Source organism: Hymenobacter sediminis, from assembly GCF_003231285.1.
Classification (GTDB): Bacteria; Bacteroidota; Bacteroidia; order Cytophagales; family Hymenobacteraceae; genus Hymenobacter; species Hymenobacter sediminis.
On record NZ_QKNS01000008.1, the window covers coordinates 137,898 to 162,118 of the forward strand.

The 24,221-nt window shown below is 58.6% G+C and carries 14 protein-coding genes; 2 read left to right on the forward strand and 12 right to left on the reverse strand.

Annotated elements, in window-relative coordinates; all coding sequences use genetic code 11:
- Positions 1 to 30: 30 nt before the first annotated feature.
- The 3 genes from DNI29_RS19875 to kduD form a co-directional block, all read right to left on the reverse strand.
- Entirely contained in the window at positions 31 to 3,288 is a 3,258-nt protein-coding gene (locus tag DNI29_RS19875) for a SusC/RagA family TonB-linked outer membrane protein (RefSeq protein ID WP_110979887.1), read from the reverse strand.
- 44 nt (positions 3,289 to 3,332) lie between these two features.
- Positions 3,333 to 4,163, reverse strand: coding sequence for a 5-dehydro-4-deoxy-D-glucuronate isomerase (gene kduI / locus DNI29_RS19880; protein ID WP_110979888.1), 831 nt, complete (start codon positions 4,161 to 4,163; stop codon positions 3,333 to 3,335).
- Between the two features lie 92 nt (positions 4,164 to 4,255).
- On the reverse strand, positions 4,256 to 5,026 hold the full coding sequence (gene kduD / locus DNI29_RS19885) for a 2-dehydro-3-deoxy-D-gluconate 5-dehydrogenase KduD (RefSeq protein WP_110979889.1): 771 nt from the start codon (positions 5,024 to 5,026) through the stop codon (positions 4,256 to 4,258).
- A 312-nt stretch (positions 5,027 to 5,338) separates the two neighbouring features.
- On the opposite strand from kduD, the gene DNI29_RS19890 reads away from it, so the two are divergent.
- Complete coding sequence (locus DNI29_RS19890; RefSeq protein ID WP_110980003.1) at positions 5,339 to 6,388, forward strand: LacI family DNA-binding transcriptional regulator; 1,050 nt, start codon at positions 5,339 to 5,341, stop codon at positions 6,386 to 6,388.
- 84 nt (positions 6,389 to 6,472) lie between these two features.
- Here the strand turns inward: DNI29_RS19890 and DNI29_RS19895 are convergent, their stop codons facing one another.
- The 9 genes from DNI29_RS19895 to DNI29_RS19935 form a co-directional block, all read right to left on the reverse strand.
- The gene (locus DNI29_RS19895; RefSeq protein ID WP_110979890.1) at positions 6,473 to 8,095 is read right to left on the reverse strand and encodes a glycoside hydrolase family 43 protein; all 1,623 of its coding nucleotides are present in this window, start codon (positions 8,093 to 8,095) and stop codon (positions 6,473 to 6,475) included.
- Between the two features lie 176 nt (positions 8,096 to 8,271).
- Positions 8,272 to 10,212, reverse strand: coding sequence for a DUF4350 domain-containing protein (locus tag DNI29_RS19900; RefSeq protein ID WP_110979891.1), 1,941 nt, complete (start codon positions 10,210 to 10,212; stop codon positions 8,272 to 8,274).
- Between the two features lie 200 nt (positions 10,213 to 10,412).
- Positions 10,413 to 12,749: a glycosyl hydrolase family 28 protein gene (locus DNI29_RS19905; RefSeq protein ID WP_110979892.1), complete on the reverse strand. Its 2,337-nt coding sequence runs from the start codon at positions 12,747 to 12,749 to the stop codon at positions 10,413 to 10,415.
- A gap of 57 nt (positions 12,750 to 12,806) precedes the next feature.
- A complete protein-coding gene (locus DNI29_RS19910) occupies positions 12,807 to 14,462 on the reverse strand; it encodes a RagB/SusD family nutrient uptake outer membrane protein (protein WP_110979893.1) in 1,656 nt (551 codons plus the stop codon).
- A gap of 33 nt (positions 14,463 to 14,495) precedes the next feature.
- Positions 14,496 to 17,462, reverse strand: a complete 2,967-nt coding sequence (locus DNI29_RS19915) for a SusC/RagA family TonB-linked outer membrane protein (protein WP_110979894.1) — start codon at positions 17,460 to 17,462, stop codon at positions 14,496 to 14,498.
- 261 nt (positions 17,463 to 17,723) lie between these two features.
- A complete protein-coding gene (locus DNI29_RS19920; protein ID WP_110979895.1) occupies positions 17,724 to 17,951 on the reverse strand; it encodes a DUF2905 domain-containing protein in 228 nt (75 codons plus the stop codon).
- Positions 17,948 to 18,931, reverse strand: a complete 984-nt coding sequence (locus tag DNI29_RS24265; protein ID WP_123823340.1) for a DUF6438 domain-containing protein — start codon at positions 18,929 to 18,931, stop codon at positions 17,948 to 17,950. Before DNI29_RS24265 ends, DNI29_RS19920 begins: the two co-directional genes overlap by 4 nt.
- A gap of 89 nt (positions 18,932 to 19,020) precedes the next feature.
- Complete coding sequence (locus DNI29_RS19930) at positions 19,021 to 21,555, reverse strand: type IA DNA topoisomerase (protein ID WP_110979897.1); 2,535 nt, start codon at positions 21,553 to 21,555, stop codon at positions 19,021 to 19,023.
- Between the two features lie 117 nt (positions 21,556 to 21,672).
- On the reverse strand, positions 21,673 to 22,671 hold the full coding sequence (locus DNI29_RS19935; protein WP_110979898.1) for a hypothetical protein: 999 nt from the start codon (positions 22,669 to 22,671) through the stop codon (positions 21,673 to 21,675).
- A 456-nt stretch (positions 22,672 to 23,127) separates the two neighbouring features.
- On the opposite strand from DNI29_RS19935, the gene DNI29_RS19940 reads away from it, so the two are divergent.
- The gene (locus DNI29_RS19940) at positions 23,128 to 23,958 is read left to right on the forward strand and encodes a DUF1206 domain-containing protein (RefSeq protein ID WP_110979899.1); all 831 of its coding nucleotides are present in this window, start codon (positions 23,128 to 23,130) and stop codon (positions 23,956 to 23,958) included.
- Positions 23,959 to 24,221: the final 263 nt, after the last annotated feature.

Sequence of the window (24,221 nt, forward strand, 5' to 3'; positions counted from 1 at the left end):
ATGCTGAAGTGGGAATGCAGTGGGTGGGAATTACAGGGCTAGGTTCACGCCAAACAGGAAGGCGCGGCTGCGGGGGTAGGCGGCGTAGTCAACGCCCGGCGTGAGCGGCGACGAGCGGCGGGTGTTCACCTCGGGGTCGTAGCCGGTGTACTTCGTGAAGGTGTACAGATTGTTCAGAGTCACGTAGAAGCGCACCTGGCTCATCTTCACCCGCTGAATCAGAGTTTTCGGCAGGGAATAGCCTACTGTCAGGTTGTTGATGCGCAGGAACGAGCCATTTTCCACGGCCCAGGAGTGCAGGAAGTAGCGCTGGGTCGGCGTCCAGATTTTGGCATTCTGGTTTACCTCGCGCAGGGTGTTCAGGTCGGTGATGCGCGAACCATCGGCATTGATGGTGCGGTACCGGTCCTCCATCACATCGAGCAGGTTGCTGAACACAGTGTTGGGCGTGTTCGTGGTAAACTCAATCTTGTTGGCGTTGTACACATCGTTGCCCAACACGAAGTTGAGGAAGATGCTGGCGTCGAAGTTCTTGTAAGTGAACTGCTGGTTCAGGCCGCCCGTCACCTTGGGGTTGGCATTGCCAATAACCGTCTGGTCGAGGTCATTTACTGTACCATCGCCGTTCAGGTCTTTCAGCCGGATTACGCCCGGCTGCGCCACTTGCCCTACCGCCGTGCCCGAGGGTAGCAGCCCCGACTTGGGAATCCAGAGGTTGGTGGCAGCGTCAAAGCCCTCGAAGTCATCGGCGGTGTAGAAGCCGTCGGTCACGTACCCATACATCTCCCCCACCGGGCGCCCTACCCGCGCCTTGTAGTCAGAGGCAGAGGCGAAGTTAGAGCCGGCCCAGCCGGAGGTGATGGGCGTAATTTCAGGGAGGTTGCTGCCCAGGCTTTCAATGCGGCCGCGGTTCAGGGAGGCGTTGGCGGTAGCCGTCCAGCTGAAGTTGGGCTTGTTGAAGATGGTGCCCGTCAGCTGCAGTTCAATACCCTTGTTCGAGGTTTTGCCCACGTTCTGCAGCTGGCTGGTATACCCCAAGAACGGCGGAATGGGCACGTTGATGAGCAGATCAGAGGTAGTGTTGTAGTAAATGTCGCCGGTGAACTGCACCCGGTTATCCAGCAGGGCCAGGTCCACACCAAAGTCGCGGGAGGTGGTTACTTCCCACTTCAGGTTGGGGTTAGGCAGAGTTGTAGCCGAAGCACCCAGCACTTGGTTGTGATTGAGGTAGTACGGCGCGTTACCAGCCGCAAACAGTTGGTCGTACAGGAAGTCGCCAATGCGGTTGTTGCCGGCCTGCCCGTAGCTAAAGCGGAATTTCAGATCCGATATGGTCGATATGCCCGAGAAGAAGTTCTCCTTGGAAATACGCCACGCGGCCGAAGCACCCGGGAAGAACGCCCACTGGTTGTCACTATCTGGCTTGAACTTCGAGGAGCCATCGGCGCGGAAGGTTCCGGTAAACAGATACTTATCGTCGTAAGAATACGTCAGGCGCCCAAAGCCCGAGAGCAAGGTGTAGTCTTGTGGAATGCCCGTGCCGGGCAGCACAGGCTGGGCAGTTACTCCCGTAGGCAGCACGCCCTGGTTGATGTTGGCCCAGGCCCGCTCCGCGGTAATATCCAGGGGTAGGTAGTTGGTCTGGATGTATTGCTGACGGTTGCGCTGCTGGTAGGTTTCTTCGCCCAGCAAGAGCCCGATGTTGTGCTTACCCTTCACGGTGCTGTAGTCCAGCACGTTGGAGTTGTTAATGGTTAGCTGATTACCGGTGGTGATGGTAGCAAACGGCAGCTCGTTGTAGCCCCCGGCGGGCTGGCGGATAGTAGGCGAGTTGCGGCCGTTGAAGGTATTAAGCTCAGAGTAATTGATATCGAAGCCGGCCGTAGAGCGGAACACCAAGCCTTTGGCAAGGTCCAGAGCCAGGTTAGCCCCGATATTGAAGGTGCGGCGCTTATCATCCCGGAACTCGCTGTCGATGGCCACAATGGGGTTTACCAGCGAGGATGTCGTGAAGAATTCCGGGTCGAAGACGTTCGGGTCGAGCAGCACTCCGGAGCTTCGGGGCACCGAGAGGGGTAGGTACTGCACCGAGTTGCGCAGGCGGGAGGTGGTGTTCGAGCCAGAGCTGGAAGTACCCGCACCCTTGGCAATCTGGTCGTTGAAGCGCATGTTCAGGCCGATGCGCAGCTTTTCCAGGGGCTTGGTATCAAAGCGGAAGTTAACCAGGTTCCGGGTGTAGCCTGAAGCCCGCTGAATGCCGTCTTCGTCGTTATGGGTCAGGCTCAGCGAGTAGGTAGTGCCTTTCACCCCACCCGATACCGACACGTTATGGGTTTGCTGGAAGGCGTCGCGCCCGAAGGCTTCATCCTGCCAATCCAGGAACGGCGAGTTGCGCGCCCGCACCAGCGTATCGCTGAGGTAGTTGGAGCTACCAAACAGCTTCCGGTACGAATCGAGCCCGGCACTACCGGTGGCGCCTACCTGCTGGGCGCGCTCAAACTGGTAGTTGAGGTAGTCGGCGGGTTTCAGCACGCCCAGCTTGTTGGCAATGCGGCGGAAGCCGGCAAAACCGTTGTAGCTGATTACGGTTTTGCCTTCAATGCCCTTTTTGGTGGTGATGATGACTACCCCGTTGGCGCCGCGGGCCCCGTAGATAGCCGTGGCCGAGGCATCTTTCAGCACGTCAACGGAAGCAATATCCTGGGGCGCAATAACAGCCAGGGCGTTTTCGATCTGAATGCCATCCACCACGTACAGCGGGGAGTTGTCCTGGGTGATGGAGCCGCCACCGCGTACCCGCACCCGCACATCAAGGTTGCCGGGTGTGCCTTCCGAGGAAGTGAGTTGCACCCCGGCTAAGCGCCCCGTAAGAGCTTCGGCGGCGGAGTTCACCGGAATGTCCTTGATCTGCTGAGCATTTACCGACGATACGGAGCCCGTAACATCGCGGCGCTGCACGGCCTGGTAGCCAATTACCACTACGTCATCCAGCGTTTTGCTGTCCTCTTTCAGGGTTACGCTGATTTCGGTTTGGCTTCCTACGGCTACTTCATACGGCAGGAAACCGATGTAGCTGAAGCGCAGGGTAGCACCAGCCGGCACGGCCAGGTTAAAGCGGCCGTCGGCATCGGTGCTGGCGCCGGCGCTGGTGCCTTTTACCACTACCGTTACGCCGGGCAGGGCCTCGCCCTTATCCGACTTAACGACGCCCTGAACGCGCTGTTGCTGCGCCCAGGCCGGTGCCGCAACCGCTAAAAGCGGAGCCAGCAACAGTAGATTTCTTTTCATGACGTAGTGTGTGGGAATTGTGTGGGAATTGGAGCGCGGTGGGGTTAGCGCATGTCGGTCAGCGGGGCGGGGTCCATGTCGGTGTATTCCTGGTTTTCGCCGCCCATACCCCAGATAAAGGTGTAGCCAGCCGTACCACAGCCCGAGTGAATAGACCAAGGTGGGGAAAGAATGGCCTGGCCTTCGGCAACCCACAGATGGCGGGTTTCCTGGGGCTGGCCCATGAGGTGCAGCACGCGCTGGCCCTCGGGCAAATCAAAGTAGAGGTAGGCCTCCATGCGCCGGTCGTGGGTGTGGGCGGGCATGGTGTTCCAGACGCTGCCGCTGTGCAACTGCGTGAGCCCCATCACGAGCTGGCAGCTTTGAATACCCTCGGAGTAGATGTACTTATAAATGGTGCGCTGATTGGCCGTTTCCAGCGCCCCCATGGTTACCGGTGTGGCTTCGGCCTGGGTCATGCGGGTAGTGGGGTACACGGCATGGGCAGGGGTAGAGAGCAGGTAGAACTTGGCGGGCTGACCAGCATCCTGGCTGGCGAAGGTTACTTCGCGGGCATCTTTACCCACGTAGAGGCAGTCTTGGCGGCCCAGCTCGTAGGCGGTGCCATCAACGGTTACGGTGCCGGCCGCCCCGGTATTCAATACACCCAGCTCCCGGCGCTGCAGGAAGTAGTCGGCCTTCAGGTTTTCGGGGCAGGGTAGCGCAATGGATTCCTGGGCAGGCATCACTCCGCCCACAATCATGCGGTCATAGTGGGTATAAACCAGCTCAATTTCGCCAGAGACGAAGAGGCTTTCAATCAGGAAATTTTCGCGCAGCTCGGCGGAGGTCATGCCCGCCGTTTCGCGGGGCCCGATGGCATATCGTTGGGTCATCTGTGAATTAGTGAAAGGGTGAATTGGTGAGCTTGTAAGATGGGATACCGAGTCGTCAACTCGCTTATTTCACCATCTTACTACCTCCCCTTCTACCTGCCCATCCAGCCACCATCGACGGTGAGGATGGTGCCGTGGACATAGTCGGAAGCGGCCGAAGCCAGAAAAACCGTTGGTGCTTTAAAGTCCTGGGGCGTGCCCCAGCGCCCGGCTGGAATGCGGGCCAGAATGCTCTGGGAGCGGTCGGGGTCCTGGCGCAGGGCGTGGGTATTGTCGGTGGCGATGTAGCCGGGGGCAATGGCATTCACGTTCACGCCGCGGCTGGCCCACTCATTAGCCAGAGCTTTTACCAGGGAGCCAATGGCGCCCTTGCTGGCCGCGTAGCCCGGCACGTTAATGCCGCCTTGGAAGGTGAGCAGCGAAGCCGTGAAGATGATTTTGCCTCCACCCTGCTCCAGCATGCGGCCACCCAGGGCGCGGGCCAGCCGGAACGGGGCATCTAGGTTAATAGCCAGCACGTTGTCCCACAGCTCATCGCCGTGCTCAGCAGCAGGGGCACGCTGAATGGTGCCGGCATTATTCACCAGAATATCAATGCGGGGAAAATCCTGCTGTACCTGGGTCAGAAAGGCATCTACCTGCTCGCGCTGACTGAAATCAGCCTGATAAGCGTGAAACTGCCGGCCCAGGGCCTGCACTTGCTGCTCGGTTTCGCTGCCGCTTAGGGCCAGTGAAGCCGATACCCCAATAATGTCGGCGCCGGCCTCCGCTAGCCCCAGTGCCATGGCCTGCCCGATTCCTTTGTTGCAGCCCGTCACGAGGGCTATTTTACCAGACAAATCGAACCAGGAAGCAGTGGACATACGCAGGGAGGTTTATAAACTTTTCGGAGAAATCCGGTGTACTTTTGAAACAGCCGACTTTCCGTCAGCATGATTAAGGTTAAAAGATGCCTTTCCGAAAAGGAAGAGTATGATCTTAATAATTTGCGCAAACGATGTCGGGAACGTTGCCATTCGGCCATCTGCGCGGTTCTGGCAGCGGTAATGGCCCTACATCCGGCTGGTCTTTCTAATTTCCAGCGCCGGAACCCACCGGTTGAACCCGGCTTGTTTCTTGGACTTTAGTAAGTACCCACTCTCCTTCCTCGTCCCACCTTCCTGTTGCCCTTGCCTGTGGAAACCTACACCATTAAAGACATTGCCCGCGAGCTGGGCATCTCCACTTCTACTGTATCCAGGGCGCTGCGCGGGAGCTATGAAATCAACCCTGAGACTAAGCGCCTGGTGATGGAGTGCGCTGAGCGCCTGAACTATCGCCCTAACCCGATTGCCTTAAGCTTGAAGGGTAGCGCCAGCCGGGCCATTGGGGTTATTCTGCCCCAGATTGCTAACTATTTCTTCTCCCAGGCCATCAATGGCATTGAGGCCATTGCCTATAACCGGGGCTACCACGTCATCATCTTCCAAAGCCAGGAGTCCTACGAGCGGGAAGTGGCCAACGTGCAGCAATCTATGTCGAGGAAGGTGGATGGGCTGCTGATGTCTCTGTCCAGTGAAACCGCCGACGTGGCCCACCTGCAGGAAGTGCTCGATAAGAACGTACCGCTGGTGTTGTTTGATCGGGTTTCGGCCGAGCTGAACGTGACCAAGGTGGTAGCCGACAACTTCGGCGGCGCCTTCGCGGCTACTGAGCACCTGATTCAGTCGGGACGCAAACGTATTGCTCACCTCACCATTCAGCCTTGGCTCAGCATCACGCAGGAGCGCCTGGCCGGCTACCGCGCCGCCTTGGAGAAGCACGGTTTGGAATTCGATGAAAGCCTGATTCGCTACGGCACGTTTGGTCCCGATGAGGTAGGCCCCATGGTGGATGAGCTCATGCGCTATTCATCGCCGCCCGATGCGTTTTTTACGGCTTCTGACCGCCTGGCCGTGGGCTGTCTGCAGGCCCTGCGCCAGCGCAACCTGCATATTCCGGAGGATGTGTCGCTGATCGGCTTCACCAACCTTAACGTGGCCGATTTTCTGGCTCCGCCCTTAAGTACCGTGGTGCAGCCCGCCACTGAAATTGGGCAGATAGCAGCCGAGCGCCTCATCGACCAGATTGAACGCAAGCACCGCGCCCTCCCCATTGAAACCGTTAAAATCCCGACGGAGCTTATCGTGCGCAGCTCTACCCGCACTATCGACCAAAACGAGCCGCTGGTGTACGCCTCCAAGTAATTTCTCTGCTCCTACAGCAAGCCCCTACCCTCATGTGCAGAGAGTAGGGGCTTGCGCTTTGTAGAAGGGGTAGTAAACAGTGGCCTATTCCACCCGGAACCAGTCGATGTCAGCGTTGCCGGAATCGTTGAACTTGCCGGGGCGGGTAGCGAATAGCCCCACTTTGGCTCCAATCCACTTGCCTTCCCGGGCCTGAAACTCTGAGCCGAGTGGCTGGAAGGTCTGCCCATCGTAGCTGTAGCTAAACTGACACTTGGCGCCGGCTTTCACCGCCACGCGCAGGTAAAGCGGCTGCCGGGCCTGGGCGGCGGGCACTTCCACGGTAGGCGTAGTGGTTTCGGGCGTGCCTTTGTCGGCGTTCAGGCAGGTACTTTGGCTGAGCTGCAGTTTGCCGCCTTGGTTAGTTAGGGAGAGGTAGGCGTAATCGAGGCCCATTAGTAGCAGACCCACTTTTTCGCCTTCCAGGCGGGAGTCGAAGCGCAGCTTAGTCGTGACGGTGAATGCCTCGGCGGGTAGCTTCTGCAGTAGCAGGTTGGGCTGTTGCCAGAGGTTTTTATAGCCCTCGGCCAGTGGCATGGCGTAGAGGCGCAAGTACCCCTGGGGCCCGTTGAGGTAGGCCCAGTAATCCTGGGGGTTGGCGTGCCACTGCCACTGTAGCCCGAGCTGGTTGCTGCTGAACTCGTCGGAGGTAGCGGGGGTAGCAAGGGGTTGCGGCTTGCCTTTGGCGTTGGGCTTGCGGTAGGTTAGCACCGGCTGGCCTTTGCCGTCGCCGTCGGGGTCTTCGCCAATAACGGGCCAATCGTTTTTCCACTGCATGGGTTGCAGGTGCACCACCCGGCCGTAGGGCCCCTGGTCCTGGAAGTGCAGAAACCAGTCTTCGCCGGCGTTGGTATCAACCCAAGCGCCCTGGTGCGGACCGTTGATGGGTGTCTTGCCCTGGTCCATCACAATGCGCTCCTCGTAGGGGCCGTACACGTTCTTGGAGCGTAGCACCAGCTGCCAGCCGGTAGGTACGCCCCCAGCCGGAGCGAAGATATAGTAGTAGCCGCGGCGCTTGTAGAACTTGGGCCCTTCCAGGGTGGGGTGGCCCTGGTGTCCGTCGAAGACCAGCGCGTCGGGGCCGGTCAGGCTGAGTCCGTCCGGGGCCATCGGCGACACTGCCAGGATGGTTTTAATGCCCGCCCGGGAGCCCGCGAAGCCGTGCACCAGGTAGGCGCGGCCGTCCTCGTCCCAGAGCGGGCAGGGGTCAATCCAGCCCTTGGCCTCTTTGATGCACACGGGCGTGCTCCAGGGCCCGGCCGGGTTCTTGGCCTTGGTCACGAAGATGCCCAGGTCGGGGTCGGGGTAGTAGATGTAGAACTCCTTGCGGTGGTAGCGAATAGCCGGGGCCCACACACCGTTGCCATGCTGGGGCTCATTGTAGCGGGCTTTGGGCAGCTGCTCCGTAAACGCCGCCCCGATGATGGTCCAGTTTACCAGGTCGCGGGAGTGCAGAATCTGTAGGCCCGGCGCGGCGTTGAAGCTCGACGAGGTAAGGTAGTAATCCTCCCCTACCCGCACCACATCGGGGTCGGAGTAATCGGCGTAGAGGACCGGGTTTTTGTAGGTGCCGTTGCCCAAGTCAGGCACCCACACTTTCGACAAGGAAGATTGAGCCCAGGAGCCCAGCGGCAAGAGCAGCAGTAGTAGAGAAAGAAGTCGGTGCATCGGCAGCAAGGACAGGGTAGCGAAGAAGCAAGAAGAACTATCATTCCGACGCAGGAGGAATCTGGGTTATTCATCTAATGGCTTGACTCAGATTCCTCCTGCGTCGGAATGACACGAAGCAACGCGCCCCGACAACTACTTTACTCATCAGAGTCGGTTGCCGGGGCGCTACCTATTTAGCGACCTGCCTGTTGCAGCAGCCAGGTCGCCAGGTCCTTCGCGGCCTGGAAGTTCTGGTACTCGGCCGGAATCTTGCGGCCATCCACGTACTCGTTGTACAGCCACGGGTCGCCGACGGCGAAAACGGTGCCCTTGCCTACTTTAGCCGTGGCAATGATGACGTGCCCGTCCTGGGTGATGAGGGGCTGGGCCGGGGCCTTCACTTCCAGTGGGGCCAGCTCCTTGATGTAGGCCGTGCGGGCGTTTCTGAACACGGCGTTGCCGGCGGGAAACGCTACTTTTCCCTGCTCAAACTGGTTGCCTTTTACCATGTTCAGGTTCAGGGGCTTGAACTGGATGCCGAAGGCCTGGGCCAGGGTGTTGAAGCGCGGAATCTCGCAGTTGCTGGTGTCATTAGCCATAAGCACCAGCGTGCCGCCGTTCTTCACCCACTTGGTCAGGGCCTGCACGTCGGCGGGCTGCACGAAGTTGGGCCGGGGCGTTTCCTTTTTGGTGTCGGGGTCCACGATGATGTAGACATTGACCCCCTTGAGAGAGGTAGCAGTAGGCGCAGTGCTGATGGTGGCGGTTTTGGCGCCCAGGTCGCGGAACTGCTGGCCCCAGAAGTAAAAGCCGCCGTGGGTGCGCTCCTCCCAGGTGTAGTGCCAGGTTTCCTCCTGTCCGCTGAGGGAGTTCTTGCGCAGCTCGTGGTTGAAGTAGTTGTCAACAGCCACAGTTTTGCCGCTGCCCAGCTTGCTTTCCGCCGCTACTTCCATTTCCAGGCTGGCCAGAATAAACGGTCCTACCCCCTTCAAATCGTTCTTACGTAGCGGCTCGGAGAGGTAATACTCGAAGCTACCGTCGCGGTAAGGATTACCGCCGAGGCCGCCTACGCTCACCGTGCCGTTGAAGGCCAGCGCGTCGCCGGTTTCGGTGGTTACAAAGGTTTTCAGCAGACCATCGTAGCCTTTGCGGGCCACATCGGCGTACTTTTTATCAAGGTAGCCCATGCGTACGCCCTTCTGCAGGAAGTACACAAACATACTGCTGCCCGAAGCTTCCTGGTAGTTGCCCTTGCGCGAAGCCTGGTCGACCACCAGCGCCCAGGTACCGGTTTTCGGGTCCTGATACTTGGCCAGCACGGGAGCCAAGCGCTGCACATCCTTGATGAGCTGCTGGCGCTGCGGGTGGTTCTGCGGGAAATAGTCGAGCACATCTACCAGCGCCATGGCGTACCAGCCCATGCCCCGGTCCCAAAAGTTCGGCGACTGGCCGGTGGTTTTGTTGGCCCACTTCTGCTCCCGGCTTTCATCGTAGCCGTGGTAGAGCAGGCCGGTTTTGGGGTCCACTAGGTTTTTCTCGATGAGAGCAAATTGCTTGGCTACATCATCGAAGCCGGCGGGCTGGTTGAATACCTTGCTGTACTCGGCGTAGAAAGGCTCGGCCATGTAGAGGCCATCGAGCCACATTTGGTTCGGGTACACCTTTTTGTGCCAGAAGCCGCCGGCCTTGGTGCGCGGCTGCCCTTCCAGCTGCTTGCGCAGCAGTTGGGCCGCCTTCTGGTACTTCTCGGCCTGGGGCACCGACATCTGGCTGAGCGTGAGCAGGGCGTGGCCGGTCGTGAGGTTATCGAGGTTGTAGTCTTCCAGCTTATAGGTCCGGATGGTGCCATCGGGACGCACGAACTGGTCGAGGTCTTTCTGAATGTAGGTGAAGTAACGGGCGTCGCCGGTGCGCTGCCATACCCGTTCCAAGGCCTTGAGCATCAGCCCCTGCTCGTAGTCCCAGCGGGCCGTTTTGCGGTTACCAATCAGGATGGAATCGGGGTGCCAGCTGATAAAGGCATCCGCCATGCGCTGCGACATGGGACGCGCGGTAGCGGGCGAGGTTTGAGCCTGCGTCTGGGTTGATAGGGAAGCGAGCAGCAGGCCAGAAAAGAAGAAGCGGCGGGAGAGCATGGGTAGGGAGAGTATTGGACTGACGTCTAGCAGACAAGTTATTGAGTGACATATCATGCGTCACGTAATTCTACTACCCCGTTTGTCATCCTGAGCGGAGCGAAGGACCTCTACCGTGAGTAGTTATCTTCTGTAGAGGTCCTTCGCTCCGCTCAGGATGACAAACGGGGTAAGAGCCGATGAACTTAGCAGATGCTGGTTTACCGCTGAGAAACCGTCACTACCTTCTTCGCTACCTTATCTCCAGTTTCCAGGCCTTTTTTGGCGGCTTTAGTGTCGGTGTTGCGTAGGCTCACAGCTTTGCTGCGGCTGCCGGTCACGCGCAGGAGCAGGTCGGCGCCGGGGGCGTAGCGAATGTTGTCGAGGCTGATGTTGCGGCTGTTCTGCACCTCCATTACCGGGTTGGTTTGCTTGGAGAGCAGGGTCACGTTTTTCAGGCGGATGCCATCGGCTTCCTGGCACACCAGGCCCTTGTTGCTTTCCAGTACCGCGTTTTCAATGTCCACGTCCTGAATGGCCATTTCCGGCAGACCGCGTACCAGAATTCCGGTGTTGGCGCCTTTGCACGTCACGTTTTTGATGCGGAAGCTCTTGAACTGTGGGGTGCCTTCGTTCAGGGGCTCGGCCTTGATTTCGGGAATGCCAAAGGCCTCGCCGTTTACCTGCACGGGGTCTTTGGCGGCGTAGTACATATCGAACAGGATGGCCTCGCCGGCAATGTCGGTCATGTCCACACCGTCCACGAAGATGTTTTCCACTACCCCGCCGCGGCCCCGGGTAGTCTTGAAGCGCAGGCCTACATCCGTACCCATGAAGGTGCAGTTGCTCACGTAGAGGTTGCGCGCGCCCCCCGACATTTCCGAGCCAATTACAAAGCCGCCGTGGGCGTGGTACACTTTCGTGTCGCGGATGATGAAATTCTCGGTGGGCACACCGCGCTTGCGGCCTTCCTCGTCGCGGCCCGACTTGATGCAGATGCCGTCGTCGCCCACGTCGAAAATGCAGCCTTCTACCAAGCCGTTGCGGCACGATTCCAGGTCCAGGGCGTCGGTATTCTGGCCGTACCAGGGGTTTTTGGCCGTCACGTTGCGCAGGGTGATGTTGTCGCAAAGCAAGGGGTGAATGGTCCAGGCCGGGGAGTTCTGAATGGTGAAGCCTTCCAGCAGAATCTGCTTGCAGCGCTGCAGGCTGAGCATGTTGGGCCGCAGAAAATCCTTGAACTCCTGATACTTGCTGTAGTCGGGCTGCTGGCCGGCCGGAATGGTCCAGGGCTTGTTGAGGGTGGAGCCTTTCAGGGAGCTGGCCGAGGGGTACCAGGTGGTGCCCTTCTCATCTACTACCCCACCCGACTTCACCAAGCGCTGCCACTGGCCGGCGTTCAGCTTCTCCTTTTTCACCATGCGCCACGCGTCGCCGGCCCCATCGAAGGTGCCTTGGCCGGTAATGGCAATATTCTCAAGGTCGTAGCCCGAAATGGGGGACTGGTTGCGCACGGCATCCTCGCCTTCCCAATTGGTTTTGATGAGCTGGTAGTCGGAGAGCTTGTTGCTGAACTGTACCAGGGCGCCTTTGGCCACGTGCAGGTTCACGTTGCTTTTCAGCTGAATCGGGCCAGTTAGCCAGAGGCCGCGTGGTACCAGCACCACTCCACCCTGCTTGCTGCAGTCGTCAATGGCTTTGCGGAAGGCTTCCGTGTTTAGGGTCTGCCCATCGGCCACGGCCCCGTACTTCACAATGTTGAAGGTGTCTTTACGGAAGGTGGGCTGCAGCACCACGGGTAGGTCGAAGGCATACTTGCCGTTGAACGCCAAGGGCTGCAGATGACTGGCAATGCCCAGATTCATCTTCTTCACATCCTGAGCTACCAGCTGGGCCACGCGCTCGGCTCCGTAGGCCGAGAAGTGGGTGTTGTCGAGCTTGGTGTTGTTGGCGCCGTTTTGGTAGCTCCAGAACAGGGGTTTGCTACCCGCGTCACCGAGCTGGGAGTACATCGCCCAGCTGGTTTCGTGCAGGTCGATTACCGGCACCTTATGGGCTTTGGCTACTTCCTTTACTACCCCGGGGTAGTCACCGTGGTCGTCATTGCGCTTGCCTTGCTCATCGAAGTAGCGGCGGCCGACGGGCGTGAGCAGCACCGGGTTAGCGCCCTTGGCGCGGGCTTCCTGCACGTAGCGGGTCAGGTTTTGGCGGTAGGCGGTTTTGGGCGCGGCGTAGCGGGCGGTGTCCTCCTGCTTGCTGTCGTTGTGGCCGAACTGAATGAATACCCAGTCGCCGGGCTTCACTTGCTCCAGCACTTTGGCCCAGCGGCCCTCGTGGCGGAAGTTGCGGGTGCTGCGGCCGTTCATGGCGTGGTTCTGAATGGTCACGCCCTCATCAAAGTACTGCTTGAAGTACATGCCCCAGCCGCGCTCGGCTTTGTCCAGGGGCTTGTCGGACATGGTGGAGTCGCCGACCAGGAAAATGGTGGTTTTCTTGTCCGCGGCGGGCCGGAAAGCTAGCAGCAGGACGGCAAGAAACAGAACGGTGAGTTGTTTCATAGAAGTAAAAAAGCCTGGTCAGACCAACGTTTGTCGGCCCGACCAGGGTAGGAAATGTTATCTGTAACCGGGGTTCTGGGTGAAGTCGCCCTTGTTGGAAACGGCGTCGAGCTGACGCTGCGGAATGGGCCGCACCAGGTGAAACTCCTGAATGCTGGCCCCCGCATCGGGGTTGTACTTCTTCACGCGCTCCAGCAGCTTGCCGGTGCGCTTGAGGTCAAACCAGCGCAGCTGCTCGCCGCCCAGCTCCCTACCCCGCTCATCCAGGATAAAGTCCAGGGTGACGTCGGCGGGCTTGATGAGCATGTCGGCTTCCTTGCCGGGTAGGGCGGCGCGGCGGCGCACCACGTTAATCAGGTCGGCGGCTTTGGTGGCGTTGCCGGCCTTGAACTCGGCCTCGGCGGCCGTCAGGTACACATCGGCCAGGCGAATTACGTAGGCGTCGCGGGCACTTTGCTCCTCGGCAATGGTAGGGCGCGTGGGGTCCATGAATTTCTTCATGGTCATGTAGTGGATTCGGTCCCCGCTGATGGTGCCGTTGGGGCGGTACACGGCGCTTTGGTCCCAGATGCGGTACTTCTTCTGGGCCTTGGTAGCCTCCGGAATGATGTACTTGCTGGCTACCACCGCCGTGTCGCCGACGGCAATGCCGGTTACGGCCCGGTTGGCCAGCCACACCGTCTGGAAGGTAGCAGCGTAGCGCGAGTCTATCTTCTCGTTGAACAGGTTCAGGTAGAAGAGCGAGGGCATGAAACGGTTGAACGGCCGGCCGTAGGCAATGTCGCGGATGACGCCGGGCTGGTCGTCGTACTTCATCAGGAACAGCAGGTGGCCGTTGTTGCCGCCACGGGGGTGGCCGTCGGGGTAGAGCGTGGCGTCTACCCTATCGTTCAGGCTCAGGTCCTTGGAGTAGTTCACGGCCCAGAGAATTTCCTTGTTCTCCAGGTTGGTCATCGACCACAAATCGGCAAAGCGGGGCTGCAGGGCGTAGCCGTAGCTGCTGATGACTTTTTGGGCCAGGTCGGCGGCCTGCCGGTCCTGGCCGCGGGTCAGGTATATCTTGGCCAGGAAGGCTTCGGCGGCGGGCTTGGTCACGCGGCCATAATCCACGGTAGTGGTGGGCAGATTAGTCACCGCCACGTTCAGATCCTCGAAAATCTGCTTGTAAAAGGTTTCGACGGGGGTGCGGTTGGCGGTGTTGGCAATGGACGTCACTTCCTCGGTAGTGAAGTGCACCCCGCCCCAGGTTTCTACAATCTGCCAGTAGTAGAAGGCCCGTAGGAAGCGCAGCTCCCCCTCCCGGGTTTTCTTCAGCGCATCCGACATGCCCGAGTTGCCGATGCGCGCAATGCCTGCGTTGCACACGTTTACGGCGGCGTAGAGGCGGTTCCAGAGATCGGTGAGGGCGGCCGAGCTGCCTTGCAGGGTGGTGTACTCGGTCAGGTCGGGGTTTACGTCGCCAGCTCCGCGCTGCCAGAGGTCGGTGCCCATTTCCGAGATGCTATAGCCGTTTTCCTTGCCGTACCACCAGCGGTTGTAGGAGTAGGCGGCGTTTACCAGCGTCTCGAAGCCGGCGGGCGTGGTGTACACGGCATCGGCCGTGAGGCCGGAGGGGTTATATTCTTCCAGCTGCTTTTCGCAGGCGGGCAGGGCAAGGCTTGCTACCCCGGCGGCCAGCAGCAACTTCAGCGTATGATTCGTGGGGAATTTCATCGTTCTGATTAGGCTAAAACTACCGCTACTCGCTTAAAAACCCAGGTTGATACCAGCAGTGAGCACCCGCGGAATGGGCGTGGTGATGGCGCCGCCCCGCTCGGGGTCGTAGTTGTCGATGTGGCTCCAGGTGTAGAGGTTTTTGCCCTGCACGTACACCCGCAGCGTCGACATATGCAGGCGCGAGGCCAGGCCCGCCGGGAACGTGTAGCCCAGGGTAGCGGCCCGCAACTTGGCATAAGAGCCGTCTTCGTAGAGCAGCGTGGTGCCGTAGAGGGCGTTTTGCAGGGTGCTCTTCGAAAGGCTGGCGTCGGGGCGGGGGTAGTCGTTGGAGGGGTTTTCGGGCGTCCAGTAATTCTGGCGCGAGCTGTTCTCGATGCCCTGGGGGTCAAAGAAGCCGTTGTACTCGTAGTTGAGCATCTGCCCGATGCGGGCGAAGAGCTGCACCGACAAATCGAAGCCTTTGTAGCTGACATCGGTGTTGAAGGAGCCGCTCCACTTGGGCACCGTAGAGCCCAGCACTTTCCGGTCCCCGGCCGCTGTGATGGTGTTGCTGCCATCCAGGTCCCGCACTTTAATCTGGCCCGGCTTTTGGTCGTAGGCTTTGGCGGCATCGGCTTCATTGGTTTGCCAGATGCCAATCTTCTCGTAGTCGTAGAATACGTTCACCGGCGAGCCGATAAACCAGCGGTTCGTCACGTCGTTACCCGACACAGTAAGGGCCGTAATTTCCTCCTTGTTTTTGAACCAGGTCAGGCCGGCGTTCCAGCGGAAGTCGTTCTTCTCTAGCACCAGCGCGTTCAGCCCTACCTCAATGCCACGGTTGCGGGTCTTGCCGGCGTTTTCAGTTACCACCTGGTAGCCGGAGGTAGCGGGCAGCACGCGGTTCAGCAGCAAGTCGCTGGTGCGGGTATCGTACACGTCCACGGTGCCCGTGAAGCGGTTGTTCAGCAGAGCGAAATCAAGCCCGAAGTTCAGGGTGTTCGACAGCTCCCAGCCCAGGGCCCTGTTGCCGATGCGGTTGGCAAACGTGTAGGCGGGGGCCGACGACTCGCCGAAGGCAAACGGGATGCGCACTAGCAAGGACTGCGTGGAATACGCCGGAATATCGTAGTTGCCGGCCCGGCCGTAGCTAGCCCGCAGCTTCAGATCCGTAATCGGCGTGAGGTCCTTCATGAAGTCTTCCTCGATGATGCGCCAAGCCACGGCGGCCGAGGGGAAAAAGGCCCATTTGTTGCCCGGGGCCAGCACCGAGGAGCCGTCGGAGCGGCCGGTCAGCGTGAGCAGGTAGCGGCTTTTAAAGTTGTACTGCACCCGGCCCGTGAACGAAATCAGCTTGCTGTTCACGTAGCCGCTGTTGATGCCCACCTGCTGGTTGGCGTTAGCCAGGGCGTAGAAGCCCTGGTAGTCCAGCAGCTGGTTGCGGCCCTGGGCGTTGGAGTTTTCGGTGTTGAAGGTCAGCAGCGAGGTAACGCCCGTGGCCGTAATGGCGTGGTTGCCGAATGTCTTGTTGTAGTTCAGGATATTCTCCCAGCTCCAGTTGGTGATAAACTCCGTCCCGTACGCCGACTGCGCCACCGACCCGTTGCGGTCCAGGGTGTTCGAGCCCTGGTAAATACCGGTGCGGGCACTGGATAAGGTAAGGCCGAGGTTGGAGCGCAAGTTCAGGCTGGGCAGAATCTGGTAGCTAGCATAGCCCGTAACAAAGGTGCGCGTGGTGCGCACGTTGTTCTGGTAATTGCCTTCTTGCTCGTCAATCAGGGGGTTGATGAAGTTGCCGGCGTTGGGAAAAACCGACAGTTGCCCATTCTCGTCGTAAGGTGTGAGCAAGGGGTTAATTTTGTTGGCTTGGTTGGTCGGGTCGCGGCGGCGGTCCTGGTTGAAGTAGGTGAGCTGGCTCTGCAGGCCTACCCGCACTTTGTTGTTGATTTCCTGATCAAGGTTCAAGCGGATGGAGTACCGGTTCAAATCGTCCATCCGGAACAGGCCCTGCTCGTTGAAGTAGTCGAAGGAGGTGTAGAACTTGGTCTTATCCGAGCCGCCCGAGAGGCCAATCTGGTGTTCCTGCTGCACGCCCTGGCGCAGCAGCATATCCATCCAGTTGGTGCCCACGCCGTTGGCAATGTTCTGAATTTCCAGGGGCGTGAAAATCTTCGGGTCGTCGGCGGGGCCGGTCCAGGTGCCGGTGGTGCGATTGGCTTCACGCTTCTGAGCCACGTAGGCGGCCGCGTCATTTACGCGGGGGTAGTACACGGCATCGGTAATGCCGTAATAAGAGTTGATGGTCACCCGGGGCTGCCCGGCCGCCCCCTTCTTCGTCGTAACGATGATTACCCCGTTGGCACCCCTTGAGCCGTAGATGGCCGTGGAGGCCGCATCCTTGAGCACCTCCATGCTCTGGATGTCGTTGGGGTTGATGTCCTGAATGGAGTTGTACTGCACCCCATCCACAATGAACAGGGGGCCGTTTTGGGCCGTGATGGAGCGGTTACCGCGCACGGCAATGTTCACGCCCGAGCCCGCCGAGCCGCTGCTGCGGGTAATATCCACGCCCGGCAAACGGCCCTGCAGGGTTTCCATCACGTTGGCCGAAGGCACTTTCTTCAGGTCCTCTTCCTTCACCGACACAATGGAGCCAGTCACGTCGCTCTTCTTCACTTGCCCGTAGCCGATGACCACCACCTCGTCCAGCGCCTTCTCATCCGACTTCAGCGACACCTTTAGCTGGGTTTGTGAGCCGACACTTACCGTTTGGGGCAGGTAGCCGATGTAGCTGAACGTGAGAGCTACATCCCCACCTTCCGTAACGCTCAGGGAGAACTTGCCGTCGCCGTCCGTGGTAGCGCCAATGGTGGTATTTTTCACTACCACCGTCACCCCGGGCAAGGCCTCACCCGTGGTACCATCGAGCACTCGTCCCTGAAGCTGGCGGGTTTGCTGCGCCTGGGCAGCCACCGTTGTACCCAGCACCAGGGCACTTACTAGTAAAGCGTTTCTCATGGTGGGGAATTTTGATTGGTCGAAGAAAGAGCAGCCGGGCGCACCGAAGTAAGCCCTCACTAATGTTAGGCGAATACCCACCGCATTCTACCTAGCAAGGCCCTGATTATTTGCGCAATCGTTGTCGGGAACGTTGCCAATGCCGCCCAACAGGCTTCTTCGCACTCTCTTCAACCCAACTTCCCTACCCCTGCAGCCCACCCCAACCTGAACGGCCAACTCCTGCCGAGGCTGCTAATAATTGCACTTACCGAGTATACACTAGCTCAACCGCCGCACTAGCCACATGATCAGGCTCAGCAGCAAGCTCACCAGCAGCATGGACACAATAGGTGCGTAAAACCGGAACCCCGGCCGCTCCCCCCGAATGTCGCCCGGCAGCCGCCCGAACCAGCCGAGCAGACTACCCCCACCCAGCCACACAAACGCCCCGAGGGCCACCAACATAAGGCCGAGGATGACTAGAGTTTTACCAAGTTGGGGAGTCATCGAACAGGGACGTCATATGGGTGTTCAACGGAATACCAGCGCTGATGAGTACGGAGGTAGGCTATCAGTTCGTAAAGCCTACTTATTCCCCAGGTTGCCCGTTCGCCATAATCCTTAACACGTACAATCTTGCCGTTGCCATATTCAGCCGTTAGCCATGCCGTACCTGCATCCGTCCAGTTCACTGCGTAGGATTTAGCTAACTTATCGGGCTTTATGTATTGAAAGAGTTGCTGCAACTGCTCGAACTGTGCGCTGTCTAACTCACTCTGGAATTTACCTCGCTCCCCGTTAAATAAATAATACTCACTACCACTGGTATATCCCACCTGATATTCCAGCTTACGATCGGCGTGTACAGTAACAGTAAAGCTAGCGCAACAGTCAAACCCAAAACTTACTTCTAGGCGGCTGAAACGTGGGGCAGCAGGAGAAGTATTATATTCCACCAAGTCGCCGAAACGATGCACCAGAGTATCCATTTGTAGTACTGGTGGTGAAGAAAAGCCGTCTGATTGCGGTGGTGTGACGTGGTGCACAAATATTAAGGCGGGCCGTCCATCTAGCTGCGTTACGGACACTATTTCGCAGGGCCCTGCTCCCCGCCCCTGCAAGTACTCAGTTCGGATGCCGTCATTCGCTCCATAGTCATAGAAGATATAGGGCTCATGCGAGAACCGTCCGAAAGATTTTCTCAGTCGAAAAGCTATCAAATCACTTCGACCATTCCCATCTAAATCAACAACTGACCAGGACTTTACGGGCAAAGCAGCGCAGTATTGCTGACAGTCAGCACTATAGTTTATCAACGCGGTATCCAACTGAAAAGCCGGGTAGAAATAACTGTGTTTTCGCCACACAGCGTGTTTTCTAACCCATTGTTCTACATCAGCATTAGTGCGTAGTGAATCAATGCTGTTAGGGATGCGCGCAACAACTATACGCGAAGTTAAAGCTGTAACGGCAGCTGAGCGGCTCATTCTCGACGGTTGCGCTGTAGCACTATAACTCAGCAATAGCAGCCATGCTACTAGCTGCACCAGCAACCCGCTCAATTGCCATCTGCCCATCACCCCTTGTTATCAAACACCGGCTCTATCCTACCCTCCGCGCCTACCTGCAGGGCAGCTTCGTAGCGGTTGCCCGTTTTGGAGGAGATGAAGCCCCGGATGACGCCGGTTTTGCCTTTGCGCAGGAGCTGGTTCATCTGGGCGTCGGTGAGGGTTTTGCCGCCCCACTCGAAGGGCACGCGGAACTGGCAGTCCTCGCGGAAACGGGAGCAGCCCCAAGCGCTTTTGCCTTTCAGCATCTGGCCCAGGCGGCACACCGGGCACGGAATCTGGCCGGGGTCAGTGGCGGTAGTGGGCTTGCTTTCGGCGGCGCGCACCAGCTCCAGGGTGTGCTGGGGCGTGAGCTTGATGGCGGCGCTGTATTTGTTGCCCGCATCATCCAGAAACCCTTGCATCACCTGGGTACGGCCCTTTTTGAGCAAATCTCCCACTTGCTTATCGGTAAGCTTCTTGCCTTCATACGAGGTAGGGAGGCGCAGCTGGCAGCCTTCGCGCCAACGCGAGCAGCCGAAAGCGGTTTTGCCGCGCAGCACGTGGCCACTCCCGCAGGCCGGGCACGGACCTAGCGCACCAGGCACAGCCGGGGTAGCTGCAGCAGCGGGCAAGGGGCGAGGATTTGCACCTTTAGCGGGGGTAGTAGCTTCGGCGGAAGTTACCGTTACGGCACGGCCTGAGCCATCTTGCTTTACCTCGTGCACCATTTCGCGCACCAACTGCTTTAGCTCGCCCAGAAACTGCTCCTGGTCTAGCTGGCCGCTTTCAATCTGGCGCAGCTTCCGTTCCCACTGCCCTGTTAGCTCCGCCGATTTCAGGGTGGGGTTCCGGATCAGGCCAATCAGCTCCACACCGGTAGCGGTGGGCACAATCTTCTTTTTGTCGCGGCGGATGTAGCCGCGCTTGAACAGGGTTTCGATGATGGCAGCGCGGGTGGAGGGCCTCCCGATGCCGTTTTCCTTCATGGCCTGGCGCAGTTCCTCATCGTCCACGTTGCGGCCGGCGGTTTCCATGCCGCGCAGCAGCATAGCCTCCGAGTATTCGCGCGGAGGCTGGGTCATTTTGGAGTCCAGGCGGGGCTTGTGAGGGCCGTTTTCGCCCTTCTCGAAGCTGGGCAGCACTGTGCTGACTACGTCATCGTCGCCCTCGCCGGCAGCTTTGGGGGCCGAGGGGGCCTGCTGTTTTTCCGGGTCGCCGTACACCACGCGCCAGCCGGGGTTCAGAATCTGCCGGCCCCGTACCCGGAAGGTGCGGCCCGCCGCTTCGGCCGTTACGGTGGTGTTTGATACTTCGCAATCGGGGTAGAAAGCGGCCAGGAAACGGCGCACGATAATGTCGTAGACGCTGTGCTCGGTACCGCCCAGGCCACTGGCACTGGCCCCGGTGGGAATAATAGCGTGGTGGTCGGTGACTTTGTTGTTATTGAACACCTTGCCCGACTTCTTGATTTTACCAGCCAGCAGCGGGGCCGTGAGGCTGTTATAAGCCCCCAACCCGCGCAGAATGCCGGGGATTTTAGGGTACTGGTCATCGGGCAGGAAAGTGGTGTCTACGCGGGGGTAGCTCACCACTTTCTTTTCATAGAGTGCCTGCACCGTTTTCAGCGTGTCCTCGGCAGAAAGGCCCAGCTGGTTGTTGCACTGCACCTGCAGGGAGGTCAAATCAAACAACGACGGCGGCGTTTCCAGCCCTTTCTTGATTTCGACGTTGGTTACCGTCAGGGGCACGTCCTTCACGGCCGCCAGGGCGGCGTCGGCCTCTTCCTGGGTCACGAAGTAGCCGCGGGCTTTCAGGCGGGCCTTTTCGTCGGGCTCGTCGTCCTCCTTGCCTTTCTTCACCACGGCTACGTGGCTGAACATGGTGCCGCGGTACTCCGTGCGCAACACCCAATAGGGCTCGGGGCGGAAGTTCTGGATTTCGTGGTAGCGGTCCACGAGCAGGGCCAGGGTAGGCGTCTGTACCCGCCCGATGCTGAGCACTTGGCGCTGGCCCGGCGCGTACTTCAGCGTAAACAGGCGGGTAGCATTCAGGCCCAGCAGCCAGTCGCCGACGGCGCGGCTTTTGCCAGCCTGGTAAAGTGAGTCAAACTCTGAACCATCGCGCAGGTTCTGAAAGCCCTGGCGGATGGCTTCTTCCGTGAGCGAGGAAATCCAGAGGCGCTTGATGGGCTTGCGGTACTTGGCTTCTAGCAGCACCCAACGCTGAATCACCTCCCCTTCCTGGCCCGCGTCGCCGCAGTTTATCACCTCTTCGGCGCCGGCCAGCAGGTTTTTGATAACGGTGAACTGGCGCACTACCCCGTCGTCGCGGCGCATGAGCTTGATGCCGAAGTTCTCGGGCAGCATGGGCAAATCATGAATGCTCCAGCGCTTCCACTCGGGGCGGTAGTCCTCGGGCTCGCGCAGTTGGCAGAAGTGCCCGAACGTCCAGGTGACCTGGTAGCCGTTGCCCTCAAAATACCCATCCATTTTGCGGTTGGCACCCAGCACCTGGGCAATTTCGCGGGCTACGCTGGGCTTTTCGGCAATGCAAACTTTCACTACTGACTAATTCTCGCTGATGGATACCCTACCCCAAGGCGGGGTAGCAAGGAATCAACAAAGATAACAGGAGAAAAAGTCGGTACCGAAGCGCCCAGTTTTAGCCGTTTTCGGCCTTCAGGAAGCCGACGCCAGCTCCAACTGGGCGGGGGCCGTAATGAAATGGTAGCGCACCTCATAAAAGCCCGCGTCGGAAACCCGGTCCAGCATCACTACGCTTTCGATTTCAAACGACAGGCCGCGGGCTACCACGCGCACGGGGTTCAGTTTACGCTGCAGGATGATTTCTTCGCGGGCAATATGCAGGGCAGCCGTTTCCGAAGCGGCCTGCACGCGTACATAGAACAGGTTGGCCATCGGAAACTGCCGGTGCTCCCGAATTTCGCCGTCCCAGTTATCGAAGTTGTCCAGCTCGGCAGGGAAAGCACTGGCGTAGCGTTCATCCAGCACTTTCTGCTTTACGCGGTGGTAGACAACGGGCGTATTCAGGCGGTGGGTAATCAGCTTTACCAGGTGCTCTACCTCCAGCTGTGGGGCCTGTTCTACAAGGCTGCCTCGGTGGTAAATTCCGAACAGGTTCTGTTGCTCGTTGTGGGTTACCACTACCCCGCTTTTGGCCGCCACCTGCTGCAGTTCTTGCTCGTAGCGCGGCTGCTCAACGTGGAGTTGCCCCCAGCGGGTATCAGGGGGTAGCAACACGCCAAACTCATCGGGCGGCGTGAGTACCATGGTAGAGGAGTTGTTACCCTCGAAGATGCGGGGGTAGTAGCGCTTCAGCTGACTAAAGCTCAGGCTGGCCACCCATAAGGCCAAGGTGGTGCGGTGCAGCCGAAACGTGCCCGCTTCGCTGCTCATGTAGTAGCCGATAGAGGTGAACCGGCTCGCTTGGTTTAGTGGCAGCGTGATTACCTGGGGCTCATTTTCAGCGTTAAGACCGAAAAAACAGGGGTGGCCCTCATCGGCCAGTTGAAGAACATAGAGCCCGAAGGGAATATTTTCCTGGGCACCCTGCAGAAAGGCACCGCGGTATTCTATTTCCTGCTTTTTTACCTCATTGGCCAGTTGAACCAGGGAGTCATAGGCGAATAGTTCTTCAATCCTCCGTAAGCCGTGCATGTGAGCGACACTATAACTTTGTATTATGCGGCAATATAGTATAACATAGTCAATTTAAAACAATTAAGAATGCAATATATAGTGAATAAAATCACATTCTATTCAATTTATGCATTTTCACTATTCCACTGATATACAGCGTTTTTCATAATCCATAACAGCATTCTATAGCCTTCCAAATAGTCAAGACCTTGGCTCATTAGCCGCAAGCCGTTTGCCTCATTGCAAACCACAGGGCCGTTATGTATTTGCTAGAACGGGTGAAAAGTGACAGAGCATTGGCTGCTGGATGCAGTTAAGAACCTTGGAATCAAGTTGCTTAGCTACGATAGTCAGCACGCTAGGCTTTCTGGTTGTGCTTGAAATGCTTCCTTTACACGCTGGTTCCCTACCCCCTTTTGGCCCGGCAACCTCGGGGCGTGCCTGCTGCGTAGAAAAGCCTTTTCCTGTGCGTTCATGAGCTCCTCCGCATCATATATTCCGGCTTCCCTTCCTTCTCCGGCGGCTGGCTTGCGGGCCTGGGCGCGGCTGGGCTTTGCCTCGCTGGGCTTTGTGTATCTGGTGCTGGGCGTACTGGCTACTATGGCGGCGCTGGGGGTAAGAGGCAGTTCGACGCCTAATCAGCAGGAGGTGTTTGAGACCATTCAGCACCTGCCCCTGGGGCAACTATTGCTATGGCTGGTAGCAGCCGGCTTGCTGGGCTACGTGGCTTGGCGGTTTGCGCAGGCCCTGCTCGACACGGAGAGTCGGGGAGCTGCTCTTTCGGGACTGGCGGTTCGGGGGTTTTATTTCTTTAGCGGGCTGCTGTACGGTTTTCTGGCTTATTATGCCGGCAAAATGGCCTGGTACGGTCGCCTTCCACGAGAAGAAGACACCAGCAGATCGGTGCTGCAAAAGCTGCTGCACCACCCGCACGGACAAGGTGTGCTAGCCCTGATTGGCCTGGTAGTGCTTAGCGCCGGCCTGGTTCAGTTGTACCGGGCGTGGTCTGGCCGGTTCGACACTGATGTAAATGGCACACCTTTCAGCGCGGCTCAGTGCCGACTAGTGTACCGGATGGGGCAAATCGGTTACAGTGCCCGCGCCGTGGTGCTGGGCATTATGGGGTACTTCTGCTTTCTGGCCGCTCACCACGCCAACGTCAACGAAATACGTGACACGCAGGGCTGCTTCAATGCGCTGCAAGCCCTTGGTTCGGCGGCGCTGGCAGCGGTAGCCGTTGGACTCGTTATCTATGGCGCGTATCTGCTGGTACAAGCCCGGTTCCCCGTTCTGCGCGGTATCTGAGCTGCATATCCTCACTCATATAATAAAATAAGGCCGGGCTGTATGCCCGGCCTTATGCGCTTGAAGTACTGTTGGCAACCCTTCTTGTCACTCGTGCTGTGAATAGTGGTCGTGTTCGGAGGTCAAGTTCACCTCCAGCTGTGGTCTGGCTGATCCGTTGTCTTTACGAGCCTCTCAAACCGCAGTTAGAAAAGATGATTACTGATTTTTCCTTCGAATTCATTCCCGTTTACTGCTACCGATACGGATGCTGTTCTACCGTA

Bases quoted from the DNA above. Each gene is read 5' to 3' on its own strand.
- DNI29_RS19920 (WP_110979895.1), bottom strand. From the start codon at position 17,951: ATGACTCCCCAACTTGGTAAAACTCTAGTCATCCTCGGCCTTATGTTG.
- DNI29_RS19915 (WP_110979894.1), bottom strand. From the start codon at position 17,462: ATGAGAAACGCTTTACTAGTAAGTGCCCTGGTGCTGGGTACAACGGTG.
- DNI29_RS19940 (WP_110979899.1), top strand. From the start codon at position 23,128: ATGAGCTCCTCCGCATCATATATTCCGGCTTCCCTTCCTTCTCCGGCG.
- DNI29_RS24265 (WP_123823340.1), bottom strand. From the start codon at position 18,931: ATGAGCCGCTCAGCTGCCGTTACAGCTTTAACTTCGCGTATAGTTGTT.
- DNI29_RS19875 (WP_110979887.1), bottom strand. From the start codon at position 3,288: ATGAAAAGAAATCTACTGTTGCTGGCTCCGCTTTTAGCGGTTGCGGCA.
- DNI29_RS19910 (WP_110979893.1), bottom strand. From the start codon at position 14,462: ATGAAATTCCCCACGAATCATACGCTGAAGTTGCTGCTGGCCGCCGGG.
- kduD (WP_110979889.1), bottom strand. From the start codon at position 5,026: ATGTCCACTGCTTCCTGGTTCGATTTGTCTGGTAAAATAGCCCTCGTG.
- DNI29_RS19900 (WP_110979891.1), bottom strand. From the start codon at position 10,212: ATGCTCTCCCGCCGCTTCTTCTTTTCTGGCCTGCTGCTCGCTTCCCTA.
- DNI29_RS19935 (WP_110979898.1), bottom strand. From the start codon at position 22,671: ATGCACGGCTTACGGAGGATTGAAGAACTATTCGCCTATGACTCCCTG.
- DNI29_RS19895 (WP_110979890.1), bottom strand. From the start codon at position 8,095: ATGCACCGACTTCTTTCTCTACTACTGCTGCTCTTGCCGCTGGGCTCC.
- kduI (WP_110979888.1), bottom strand. From the start codon at position 4,163: ATGACCCAACGATATGCCATCGGGCCCCGCGAAACGGCGGGCATGACC.
- DNI29_RS19905 (WP_110979892.1), bottom strand. From the start codon at position 12,749: ATGAAACAACTCACCGTTCTGTTTCTTGCCGTCCTGCTGCTAGCTTTC.